This is a genomic window from Streptomyces sp. NBC_01426, from assembly GCF_036231985.1.
GTDB lineage: Bacteria > Actinomycetota > Actinomycetes > Streptomycetales > Streptomycetaceae > Streptomyces.
Window position 1 is genome coordinate 528,451 of the sequence record NZ_CP109501.1, and the last position, 11,363, is coordinate 539,813.

The 11,363-nt window shown below is 73.9% G+C and carries 11 protein-coding genes; 5 read left to right on the forward strand and 6 right to left on the reverse strand.

Annotated features, from left to right (window positions below; genetic code table 11):
* The first annotated feature begins 56 nt into the window (after positions 1–56).
* Together OG906_RS36710 and OG906_RS36715 are read left to right on the forward strand one after the other, a co-directional pair.
* The gene (locus tag OG906_RS36710) at positions 57–1,001 is read left to right on the forward strand and encodes an RNA polymerase sigma-70 factor (RefSeq protein ID WP_329448647.1); all 945 of its coding nucleotides are present in this window, start codon (positions 57–59) and stop codon (positions 999–1,001) included.
* Between the two features lie 80 nt (positions 1,002–1,081).
* Complete coding sequence (locus OG906_RS36715; RefSeq protein WP_329448648.1) at positions 1,082–2,302, forward strand: NAD(P)/FAD-dependent oxidoreductase; 1,221 nt, start codon at positions 1,082–1,084, stop codon at positions 2,300–2,302.
* Positions 2,303–2,428: 126 nt separating this feature from the next.
* On the opposite strand, the gene OG906_RS36720 is transcribed toward OG906_RS36715, so the two are convergent.
* Positions 2,429–3,394 carry a LysR family transcriptional regulator gene (locus OG906_RS36720; RefSeq protein WP_329448649.1) on the reverse strand — a complete coding sequence of 322 codons (966 nt, stop codon included), beginning with the start codon at positions 3,392–3,394 and terminating at the stop codon, positions 2,429–2,431.
* Between the two features lie 203 nt (positions 3,395–3,597).
* On the opposite strand from OG906_RS36720, the gene OG906_RS36725 reads away from it, so the two are divergent.
* On the forward strand, positions 3,598–4,848 hold the full coding sequence (locus tag OG906_RS36725) for an MFS transporter (protein WP_329448650.1): 1,251 nt from the start codon (positions 3,598–3,600) through the stop codon (positions 4,846–4,848).
* Positions 4,849–4,921: 73 nt separating this feature from the next.
* On the forward strand, positions 4,922–5,407 hold the full coding sequence (locus tag OG906_RS36730) for a DUF3515 family protein (RefSeq protein ID WP_329448651.1): 486 nt from the start codon (positions 4,922–4,924) through the stop codon (positions 5,405–5,407).
* Between the two features lie 60 nt (positions 5,408–5,467).
* On the opposite strand, the gene OG906_RS36735 is transcribed toward OG906_RS36730, so the two are convergent.
* On the reverse strand, positions 5,468–6,373 hold the full coding sequence (locus OG906_RS36735) for an NADP-dependent oxidoreductase (protein WP_329448652.1): 906 nt from the start codon (positions 6,371–6,373) through the stop codon (positions 5,468–5,470).
* Between the two features lie 44 nt (positions 6,374–6,417).
* Positions 6,418–7,497 carry an alkene reductase gene (locus tag OG906_RS36740; RefSeq protein ID WP_329448653.1) on the reverse strand — a complete coding sequence of 360 codons (1,080 nt, stop codon included), beginning with the start codon at positions 7,495–7,497 and terminating at the stop codon, positions 6,418–6,420.
* A 293-nt stretch (positions 7,498–7,790) separates the two neighbouring features.
* On the opposite strand from OG906_RS36740, the gene OG906_RS36745 reads away from it, so the two are divergent.
* Entirely contained in the window at positions 7,791–8,342 is a 552-nt protein-coding gene (locus OG906_RS36745; RefSeq protein WP_329448654.1) for a MarR family winged helix-turn-helix transcriptional regulator, read from the forward strand.
* A gap of 181 nt (positions 8,343–8,523) precedes the next feature.
* Here the strand turns inward: OG906_RS36745 and OG906_RS36750 are convergent, their stop codons facing one another.
* The 3 genes from OG906_RS36750 to OG906_RS36760 all read right to left on the reverse strand — a co-directional run bounded on the left by OG906_RS36750 (position 8,524) and on the right by OG906_RS36760 (position 11,345).
* A complete protein-coding gene (locus OG906_RS36750) occupies positions 8,524–9,183 on the reverse strand; it encodes a nucleotidyl transferase AbiEii/AbiGii toxin family protein (protein WP_329448655.1) in 660 nt (219 codons plus the stop codon).
* The gene (locus tag OG906_RS36755) at positions 9,180–9,545 is read right to left on the reverse strand and encodes a hypothetical protein (protein ID WP_329448656.1); all 366 of its coding nucleotides are present in this window, start codon (positions 9,543–9,545) and stop codon (positions 9,180–9,182) included. The genes OG906_RS36750 and OG906_RS36755 overlap by 4 nt, the downstream gene beginning before the upstream one ends.
* Positions 9,546–9,620: 75 nt before the next feature.
* Positions 9,621–11,345, reverse strand: a complete 1,725-nt coding sequence (locus tag OG906_RS36760) for a thiopeptide-type bacteriocin biosynthesis protein (RefSeq protein WP_329448657.1) — start codon at positions 11,343–11,345, stop codon at positions 9,621–9,623.
* Positions 11,346–11,363: the final 18 nt, after the last annotated feature.

Genomic DNA, 11,363 nt, shown 5'->3' on the forward strand with positions numbered 1-11,363 from the left:
GTCGGGCCGGCCGCGGGTGGTGGACGCGGCCCGCGGACATGGCCGACCATGGTCCGATGCCGCTCCGCACGCACGAGGTCGATCTGTTCGAGAACTCCAGGGGCCGTCTGGAGGCGATCGCCTACCGACTGCTCGGGTCGGCCGGAGACGCCGAGGACGCGGTACAGGACGTGTTCCTGCGATGGCACGCGGCGGACCGGGAGCGGATCGAGACGCCCGAGGCCTGGCTGACGAAAGTCCTCACCAACCTCTGCCTCAATCAGCTCACCTCCGCGCGGGCCAGGCGGGAAACGTACGTGGGGCAGTGGCTCCCCGAGCCGGTCCTGGCCGGAGACCGGATGCTCGGCCCGGCCGACACCGCCGAGCAGCGCGAGTCGGTCTCCGTCGCGATGCTCACCCTGATGGAACGGCTGACGCCCAACGAGCGCGTGGTGTACGTGCTGCGCGAGGCGTTCGGGTACGCGCACCGGGAGATCGCCGAACTCCTCGACCTCACCGAGTCCAACTGCCAGCAGATCCACCGGCGTGCCAAACAGCACCTCGCCACGCATCGGCCGCGCACCGAGGTGGACGCGGTCGCCGCGCGGAAGGTCGTCGAGGAGTTCCTCGCCGCGGCTCTCAGCGGCGACACCGATCCGCTGATCCGGCTGCTCACCGACGACGCGGTCAGCGTGGCCGACGGCGGTGCGAAGGTCCAGGCCCGCAGGACCCCCGTCATCGGTGCGCTCCGCATCGCGCGCTACCTGCGCTCCCTCTTCCGGCCGACCCCGGCCAAGCGGGCGCGGGTGGGAGGCAGCGCCGCCCTGCACGCCGCCGTCGTCAACGGCGGTCCGGCCGTGCTGATCGCGGCCGGCGAGCAGATCCTCGGCGTGATCTGCCTCGGGACGACCCCCGACGGCGTCGAGGAGATCCACATCCTGGTCAACCCCGACAAGCTGGACCGCATCACGCGCCGGTGGGCGGCCGCCGGCCCGCATCAACCCCTCGCGCAGGTGTGGTGACCCACATCACATGTGAAACCTGTCAGGGATCGAGCGGCTGTCCGGTTCAGGAGGTGAGTCCCACCGGATAGGAGCCAGCCATGAAGCACCGCATTGTCGTCCTGGGCGCCGGGTACGCCGGAGCCACCACCGCCGGTCGCCTCGCCAGGCGCCTGCACCGCGACGACGTCGAGATCACCCTGGTCAACGCCGACCCCGAGTTCGTCGAGCGCGTGCGCCTGCACCAGCTCGCCACCGGCCAGGACCTGCGGCCCCGCCCCCTGCACGCGCTCTACGCGGGCACCGGGGTGCGGCTGCGGACGGCGCGGGTCGCCTCGGTCGACGCGGACCGCAAGACCGTCGCCCTCACCGGCGAGCAGGGCCCCGACGCCCTCGGCCCCGACACGCCGGGCCCCGACACCCTCGCGTACGACACCCTCGTGTACGCCCTGGGGAGCACCACCACCGACCACGGAATCCCCGGCGTCGCCGAGTACGCCCACAACGTCGCCGGGAAGCAGGACGCGCTGCGGCTGCGGGCGCGCCTGGCCGAGCTGGAGCCCGGCGCGACCGTGCTGGTCGTCGGCGGCGGCCTGACCGGTATCGAGGCGGCCACCGAGATCGCCGAGGCACGCCCGGACCTCCGGGTCTCCATCGCCGCCCGCGGCGGCGTCGGCGACTGGCTCAGCGACAAGGCCCGACGCCACCTGCACCTCGTCCTCGACCGGCTCGGCATCGCGGTCCACGAGCGGGCCGACGTCACGCGCGTCGAGACGGACGCCGTGGTCACCGCCGAGGCCGGACGGATCCCCGCCCGGGTGACCGTGTGGACCGCGGGATTCGCCGTCCACCCGATCGCCGCCGCCACCACCCTGACGGTCTCCGACACCGGGCAGATCGTCGTCGACGGCACCATGCGCTCGGTCTCGCACCCCGACGTGTACGCCGTCGGCGACGCCGCGCGCGCCGAAGGGGCGGGCGGCAAGCCGCTGCGGATGGCCTGCGCCACGGCGACCCCGATGGCCTGGCAGGCCGCCGACGCCCTCGCCGCGCGCCTGACCGGGCGCAAGGTCCGGGAGACCACGATCGGCTACGCCACCCAGTGCATCAGCCTCGGACGCCGCGACGGGATCCTCCAGCGCGTGACCCACGAGGACGAGGCCACGTCCACCGTCATCGCCGGCCGGAGCGGTGCCCGCATCAAGGAGCTGATCTGCTCGGCCGCGGCCTGGAGCATCTCGCACCCGACGATGCTGATGCCGAGTCGCCGCCGTCGCCTCGCGGCGACCCGTGAGGTGGAGACCCGACTCGTCACCACGTGACGCGGCAGCCGCGTCCGCACGGCCCGGCCGGCCCGACGCCTGCCCGGTCGTCCGCTCCGGTTCGGTTCGGTGCCCCGGTCGGCTCCGGAGCGGCTCCGGCCCGCCCGGTCCGCTCCGGCACGCGCCTCACACCCGGGAGGCGCGGCGACCGGGGTGTCGTTCCCGAGCCCACGTCGGCGTCCAGATCGCGGCGTCGGAGCGGTCGGGCCGGGTGGACCGCAGGTGGTCGCGGAGCATGGCGAGCGCGGGATGCGGGTTGTCGCCGAGCCACACCAGCGAGTGCGGGTACACCGGTGTCGGGTCCCGCACCTCGATGCGCCGCAGGTCGTGGTGGGCGGGGCCCACGAGCGGGTCCTCCTCGCCGACGAAGGTCGCCAGCGTCGAGGAGCCGGCGATCGCCTCCAGGAGGGCGTCGGAGCCGAAGTTGGGGCCGATCGTGTCGATGGTGAGCCCGAACTCGGCCGAGAGCTCGTCGTAGTACGCGGCCCATTCGGTGCCGGGAACGATGCCCGGCATCCAGATCTTGTGCCGGGCGAGTTCGGCGGGCGTGACCGCGCCGGCGCCCGCCAGGGGGTGGCCCGGCCCGGTGAGGAGCTGGAGACGGTCGTCGAGGACACGGGCGCTCTCGATCCCCTCGGGAAGCTCCCGGGTCGGCATCGTGAGGGCGCGGAAGGTGGCGTCGATCGTGCCCGACAGGACGGCGGCGATCGCCGAGTCGGCGTCGAGGAGGTTGGTCACGACGTCGAGTTCGCCCTCCGGATGCGCGCTGTGGAACGCGCGCAGCAGTCGCGCGGGAGCGATCCGCCGGTTGATCACGTCGACGCGCAGGGCGCGGCGGCCCGGACGCACGGAATCCGCCGCCCGCTCGGCGGCGAGCAGGAGAGCGCGTGCGTGCGGCAGGAAGGCCTGCCCGTCGACGGTGAGCCGGACCCCCTGCGGGGTGCGGATGAAGAGCCGCACCCCGAGATCCCTCTCCAGGGCGGTGACGCGCTTGGACACGGCCTGCTGGGTGATCGACAGGTCGTCGGCGGCCCGCTGGAAGCGGCCCGCGTCAGCAATGGCCACGAAGGTGCGTACGGCATCGAGATTCACGCCGACCCACCCTAGGCCCTGTCGTCCACGTTTCGCCTGACCCGCCGCGCCACTTCGACGACGGGACCCAGGCCCTGGCCGGTGGCACAACGCGTGGTTGTGAGCGCCGGTCGGCGGGTTGTTTGACCCGCCGGGGTGTCCCTCGCTTTGATTCCTCCGGTCAACACGAGGGTGTTCCACGGCGGGCGAGGGGTGGGTCGATCATGGCGGGTGGACGCTCGCTCGGCCGGCCGTTCGGGTGGCTCTGGGCGGCGTACGCGATCAGCACCCTCGGCACCTGGCTCGCGTTCGACGCGTTCCCCCTGATCGCGATCCTCGTCCTGCACGCCGGACCGACCCAGGTCTCGTTGCTGGCGGCCGCCGGACTGGCGGTCGGCGCGGCGCTGGCGCTGCCGCTGGGCCCGTGGCTGGAGTTCCGCCGCAAACGGCCCGTGATGGTCGCGATGGACCTGGTCCGCTTCACGGCGTTGATGAGCGTGCCCGCGGCGTTCGCGCTCGGTCGGCTCGGCTTTCCCCAGCTCCTGGTCGTGGCGATCGTCGTGGGCGCGGCCGACATCGCCTTCACGGCGGCCGCCGGCGCGTGCGTGAAGGCGCTCGTGCGGCCGGACGACCTGCTCGTCGCGAACGGCCGCTTCGAGTCCACGACCTGGACCGCCACCATGCTCGGCCCCCCGCTCGGCGGGGCCGCGATCGCCGCGTTCGGCCCGGTGGTGACCGTGGTCGCCAACGCGATCAGCCACCTGCTCTCGGCGGCGGGGATCCGCGCGATGGGCGGCCCGGAGGCGCGCCCCGCGCCCGCCGGCCAGGCGCCGTCCCGGTCGCGCGTCGGCGACGTGTTCGAGGGGTGGCGGTACATCCTGACCGACTCCGCACTGCGCCCGCTGTTCCTCAACACGGTCCTCGTCAGCGGCCTGATCATGGCGACCTCGCCGTTGCTCGCCGTGCTCATGCTCGGCCGGCTCGGCTTCGCGCCCTGGCAGTACGCCCTCGCCTTCGCCGTGCCCTGCGTCGGCGGACTGATCGGCTCACGGCTGGCCCCCCGGCTCGTCGCCCGGTTCGGCCGGCCCGCGGTCATGCGCACCGCCGGGACACTGCGGGCCTGCTGGTCCCTCGGGACGGCCTTCGTCGGCCCCGGCGCCGGCGGACTGGTGTTCCTCATGGCCGTCGAGCTCGGGCTGATCACCTGCATGGGGGTGTTCAACCCGGTGTTCGCCACCTACCGGCTCGAACGGACCCCGGCGGACCGGGTCGTCCGTACCCTGGCCGCGTGGTCGGTCACCAGCAAGGCCACCGTCGCCCTCCTGACCGCGCTGTGGGGCCTGTTGGCGGCCGTCACCGGCCCGCGCACGGCGATCGCGATCGCCGGTCTCCTCATGCTGACGACCCCGTTGCTGCTTCCCCGACACGACCGCACATCACGCCCCGAGAGGGAACCGGTCCGCGACCACGCGTGACGCCACCGGCCGCGCCACATGGCAGCCGGGGGCGGTGAGGTGGCCGTCGCGGGCGCGAACTACCGTGGCGGGCATGGGGATGGGATGGACGAAGAGACGCGGACCGCTCGTGTGCGCCGTGGCCGCCGCGTCCCTCGCCGTCGCCGTGTACGCCCGCGCCGACTACAGCGTGCCGGCGGGGCCCTTCGCCCGGACCGCTCCCTGCTCGGACGTGGTCGCGCGCCTTCCCGAGACCCTCATGGGACGTGGCCGTGACGACGTCGACGGCGCGGGGGCCGCCGGGTGGGGCGACAGGGCCGTCGTGCTGCGCTGCGGCGTGGAACCCCTCGCCCCGACCATCGACACCTGTGTGAACGTCAACGGCTTCGACTGGGTCCTCGACGACGCCGGGGTCGAGCGGGACGGGGCGTGGGTGTTCACCACGTACGGGCGCGAACCCGCCGTCGAGGTCGCGTTCGCGGGCGGCTCCCGGCCCGCGGGCGACGCCCTGGTCGCCCTCAACGACGCCTTGGGCGGCCTCGCCCGGAAGACCCGATGCCTGTCGACGAGCGACACCTGACGGCCGGCGGTCCGGCCCCGGGGCCGCCGCCCGAGCGGGCGGGGCGGCGGCCTTCGGAGGTCAGGGCAGCAGGACGGCCTTGCCCCGGTTGAGGTGGGCTTCCAGGTCGGCGTGCGCCCGCGCGGCCTCCGCGAGGGGGTAGGTGCGCCAGATCGGGACGGTGAGCCGACCGCCGGCGGCCAGGGCGACCAGCTCCGCCAGGGACGCTCCGGCGCTTTCGCCGCCGCCCGCGCTGAAGCGGACGCCGTGCCGCGCGGCGTCCATGTCGGCGATGGTGACGACGCGCGTGCTGTCGCCGGTCAGGGCGACGGACTCGGCCAGTACGCCGGCGCCCGAGGCGTCGAAGACGGAGTCGACGCCCTGCGGGGCCGCGGCCTTCACCCGCTCCACCCAGCCGTCGCCGTAGCGGACGGCCTTCGCTCCGAGCGCGGCCAGTCGCTCGATGTCGTGCTCGCCGACCGTTCCGACGACGGTGATGTCCCGGGCGACGGCGAGTTGGGCCGCGATGATGCCCACGCTGCCCGCGGCGCCGTGGACGAGCAGGGTCTGTCCGGCCCGTACGTCCAGTTCCGCCAGGACACGGGCGGCGGTCAGGCCGACCGTGACGAGCGAGGAGGCGACGTCCCAGTCGAGGGCGTCGGGCTTGGCCACCGGCCGGTCGAGCAGGGCGTACTCGCCGTAGCTGCCGCCCGAGGCCGAACCGAGCACCGCGTCGCCCACGGACGCCGCGGCTCCTTCGCCGACGGCGTCGACGACGCCGGCCGCGTCCAGGCCGGGGATCACGGGGAAGCGGGCCGGGGCGTTGCCGGCCATCAGTCCGGACCGGATCTTGATGTCGAGCGGGTTGACGGACGCGGCCCGCACGCGGATGCGGACCTGGCCGGGACCGGGCTCCGGAGGGGTGACCTCCGACAGCCGCAGCACGTCGGACGTGCCGTACTCGGAGAAGGTGATCGCTTGGGACATCGTGAACTCCCGGGTGAAGGCGTGGTCGACGACTGGCGGGGGCGTCAGCCGTTGAGGGCGGGGTAGTCGGTGTAGCCGCGGTGGTCGCCGCCGTAGAAGGTGGACTGGTCCGCGGTGTTGAACGGGCCGCCCGCGGCGAGTCGGCGGGGAAGGTCGGGGTTGGCCAGGAAGAGGGCGCCGTAGGCCACCATGTCCGCGCTCCCGTCCTCGATCAGCTTGAGCGCGTCGGGGCCGGTGACGTCCGGGTGGGTGAAGGGGTTGAGGACGAACGTGCCGGGCCACGCCTTGCGCAGCCGCGGCGCCGCCTCGGGGTCGGGGCCCTCCAGCAGGTGCAGATAGGCCAGGTTCAGCCCGGCGATCCGCCTCAGGAGCGCCTCGTGGACCTCGCCGGGGTCGGTCTCGGACATGTCGTTGTACTGGTTTCCGGGCGAGATCCGCAGGCCGACGCGCTGTGCGCCGATCGTTTCCACCACGGCGGTGACGACCTCGACGGCGAAACGGATCCGGCCCTCGATGTCACCGCCCCACGCGTCGGTGCGCCGGTTGGTGTGGTCGGAGAGGAACTGGTGGATCAGGTAGCCGTTGGCGCCGTGGAGTTCCACGCCGTCGAACCCGGCCTCGATCGCGTGGCGTGCCGCGGCGGCGAAGTCGGCGATGGTCTGCCGGATCTCGGCGTCGCCCAGCTCCTTCGGCGTCACGAACTCCTTGGGCCCTTCGTGGGTGAAGACCCGGCCCTTGGCGGTCACCGCGGAGGGCGCCACCGGCACCAGGCCGTCGGGCAGCAGGCTCGGGTGGCCGATCCGCCCGGTGTGCATGAGCTGGGCGAAGATCACGCCGCCCGCGTCGTGCACGGCGTCGGTCACCTTCCGCCATGCCCGTACCTGGCCTGCGGTGTGCAGGCCGGGGGTGTCGGGGTAGCCCTGGCCGACCGGCGAGGGCTGGATGCCCTCGGTGACGATCAGCCCGGCCGAGGCGCGCTGCGCGTAGTACGTCGCCATCAGCTCCGTCGGTTCCGCGTCGGCCCCGTGGGCGCGGCTGCGGGTCATCGGAGCCATCACGATGCGGCTGGCGAGGCGCTTGCCGCCCAGGTCGATCGGATCGAACGCGTTGGTCGCGGTAGTCATGTCGAGTCCCCTCGGAGTGGGTGGTGCCGCATGCCACGGGCACGGCAGGGTGCCCGCGTCCATGCAGTTGCCTGTCTGAACAAGTAAATCACCTGTCCGAACAAGTAACCAGCCCCGATCTATTCCCCGGCGTCATGGGCGAGGCGGGGTGATCTGTCGGCAACGGCTCAGGAGGTGTGCTCTGAGCTGGGCATATTCGCGAGGGCATCGGAGTGGCGCCGCCGACTTCAGGTGGCGGTAGGGTTACCTTGACCGGGCAGTAAAGCCAACCGAGCGGTAAGGGGAGGAAGACGATGACGCAGCTCACGCCGGACGCCGGAGACAAGCCCGAGGCCACCACGCCCGTGGTGACGCAGCAGGAGGCCACCGTGCCGATGCCGGCGGCGGCCGGCGGCGGACCCGTCAGTCACGCGATCTTCCGGCTGGCCCGCCTGCACCGCATGTTCGCCGGCCAGCTGCTGCGCCGCATCGGTCTGCACCCGGGCCAGGAGCTGGTCATGATGCACCTGTGGGAACGCGGTCCCCAGCGGCAGATCGACCTGGTGCGGCTGATGGACTCCGACGCGGCCACCATGACCCGTACCGTCCGTCGCCTGGAACAGTCCGGCTTCGTCCGCCGCCGGCCCTCGCCCACCGACAAGCGCGCGTCGCTCATCGAGCCGACGGCGGCGAGCCACGCCCTGCGCCGTCAGGTCGAAGAGGTCTGGACCCAACTGGAGGACATCTCGACGGCCGGACTCACGGACGACGAGCGCGCGGCTGCCCTGCACACCCTCGAACGCCTGGAGAAGAACCTCGTGGAGGCGGCCGCCGATGCCGCCTGCCCGGTCGACGTGGAGCGCTGAGGGCCGCCCCGGCCGTCGTCCTCGGCCGGCGTCCCCGAGGCGGTCGCGCGGGATGCGGTGGGCGAGGGATCGACGACGCCGACCGGTTCGTGACGACCCTCGCCGCCTTCACGGGGTGAACGGCGCGGCCCGGCCCCGGTCCCGCGTGCGACGGGCTCCGCCCGGTCGTGCGGTGGGCCGGTCAGTCGTCCGTGAGGCGGCCTTCGAGGTCGATGACCCACCTCCGGGCCCACTCGCGCAGGTCGGCGATGGCGTCCGCGTCGAGTCCGTACTCGGCGAACTCCTCGTCGTCGTACCACTCGGAGCCGGCCAGCCGGTCCCGGAGGTCGTCGAGGCGGAACTCGTCGCGCCCGTGCCGCGCGCCCAGACGCTCCAGTTCGCCCAGGCTGCGCCGGCGCAGGCGGTGGGCCGCCTGTACGTCGATGAGGTCGCGCGGTGCGCCCCGGTCGGCCAGGGCGCGGACCTTGGTGCCGATCACGTCATCGAGGGCGAGGACCGGTCCGTACTCGGTGTCCTCGGGCGCGGACCAGAGGTTCTCCTTGAGGACGTCCACCTCGCACCGCGCGCCGTCGGCGGGGTCGGTGACCATGAGGCGGGCGGCGAGCGGGTCCACGGCGACCACCTCCACGGCCCAGCCGCGCTTGGTCAGCTCGTGGACCAGGTCGGCGGCGATGTCCTCCATGGGGGCCGGGTTCTCGGTGGCGACGTCGAGATCCTGGCTGAGCCGGTCGACGAGCCCGTGGGCCTGCACCGCGTAACCACCCGTGAGGACGAGCGGGTACGGGGAACCGATGGCGATGACGTCGGCGAGGAGTCGGCGGTGCAGCCCGCTGAGGTTCACGCGAGCGTGGTGGTCCGGGTCGGGAGCTGGGGGAAGCGGTCCTCCCAGACCTGCCGGACGTGCCTGCTGACCAGGGTGCGCAGGACGGGCCACTGCGCGATCAGCAGGTCCCGGTCCAGGAAGGCGACCAGATCCTCGCGCCGGCCCTCGGCGAGGACGGTCCGGTACAGGCTCATCCGCTGGCGCGGGCGGTCCAGGTCGTACGTCCGCAGCCCGGACCACGCGACGTGCGGCGGCAGCGCCACCGGCCCGCGCACGGGCCCCGTCAGCTCGGCGAGGGAGCCGGGCAGGCGGCCGGCGTACCGCGAGCGGAGCACTTCGCCGACCGGTGCCGGCGGGACGGGAGAGGACAGCTGGACCATGGGGCCAGTATCGCGTGTCCCACCCGTCCCCGGCACGACGGGTGGGGGATTCCCCCGATGGTGTGGGGACAGCGCTCAGCTTCCGGCCCCGGACCGCCGGCCGAGGGGGAGCAGGTACTGCAGCGGCTGTTCGAGGTCGTCCAGGCCGAGGAGTTCGTGGGCCAGGTCGTCGTGGAAGCCGCCGAGGGGGGTCCCGGCCAGGCCCAGGGCCGTCGCGGTGAGCAGCAGCGTCTGCGTCAGGTGGCCGGTCTCCAGCAGGGCCAGCCGCAGGGCGCGCAGACCGTAACGGCGCCGCAGCAGGCCGAGGTCCGCGTAGACGGCCAGGACCACCGGCGCGTCGTCGATGCCGATCCAGTCCGGGTCCGTCGCGGGACGGGACAGGTACGTCGACAGCGCCTTGACCGCCTCCACCGGGGGGACCGGCCCCACGCGGCGCAGCGTCCGCGACTGCGGCACGCACTCCCAGGTGCCCGCGGGGACCCCGGCCGTGTCGAGGACCAGCAGCCGTACCCGGGCGGTGTACAGGGCGCCGGCGCTCGGGTGGGGGCGGTGGACGAGGGAACGGGTCGAGCCGTCCGCGAGGAGCTGCTCGGAGCGGCCGCTCTCGGACAGGGAGTGCCACAGCAACGCGCCCAGCGTGTCCGCGTCGAGCGGCCCGGTGAGCGCGCCGCGCAGCGAGGACCGGCCCGCGAGGACCTCGCGCAGCGACACCTCGGGCAGCGGACCCGTCGGCAGCGAGATCTCCGGCCCGGCGGTTCCCCATCCCGCCCGGCCGGTCGCCGACGGGGAGAGCGGCGCCGACGGCCGCAGGGCCGTGTCCTCGCCGCGTCCGATCTGGAACTTGCTGCGCTCCAGGTAGCGGAAGTCGGGCGCGGTGTGCGAGGACGGGAAGTAGTCGGCCGGCTCGTCCGTCGTCCCCGAGTCCGTCGTCTGCGCGTCCGTCGTCTCCAGCAGGGTGCGGGCGACCAGCCGGCACACCGCACGCTCCTCGTCGGGGGTGACGCCGAGCCGGTTGAACAGCATGTGGAGCTGCGAGGCCCACACCCAGGCGTACGAGGCCTCCGGCCCCCCGCCGGCCCGCAGCGTCGCATCGGCCTCCCGGACCCGGTCCGTCCACCGGAGCAGCCAGGGCGTCGCCGTGCCGTCCGCGAGCCGCCGACGCAGGTCCGCCGCGCGCCGCCCCAGCGTCGAACGCTGCGCCGCGTACACGGAGTTGACCCGGGCGTGCACCGAGGCGCCCGGCAGCAGCGGCACCTCGGTGACCCACCGCCAACCGGCCGCGTGCCCGCGCAGCCAGCGCGCCGCGGCGAGTTCGCCCATGCCCAGCGCGTACGCCGTCGCGTGCGCCAGGTCCGCCGCGACCGCCAGCCGCGTCGCGCCGCCCCCGCCCCGTACCTCCCGCAGGGCTTCGACGACCACCCCGGTGGAGGCGCCGAAGACGTCCTCGGCGACCGGCAGCGCGAGCGGGCCGCCGTACCGGTCCGTCTCGGGCACGTACGGCACGGACCGCACCTCCCCGTGGGCGGACGGCCACGGGCCCGGCACCGAGGGCACCTCCTTCGCGGCCCGCGCCAACTCCTCCGGCAGCCGCGCGGCCGCGGCCGGGTCCGCGCCGTGCACCCGGATCCGCAGGTGCGGGCCGTCCTCCCCGTAGCGGATGAAGAACCACCCTCCGGCCTCCCCGGCCGCCACCAGGCCGTCCAGCAGGGGGGCCACGTCCCGCACCAGGAACGCGTCGGCCTCCTCGGCGGTGGAGTGCAGGAACAGGTGGTGGCTCTGCCAGGTGTCGATCGTCGTCATCAGCGGTCCTCGTCGTGG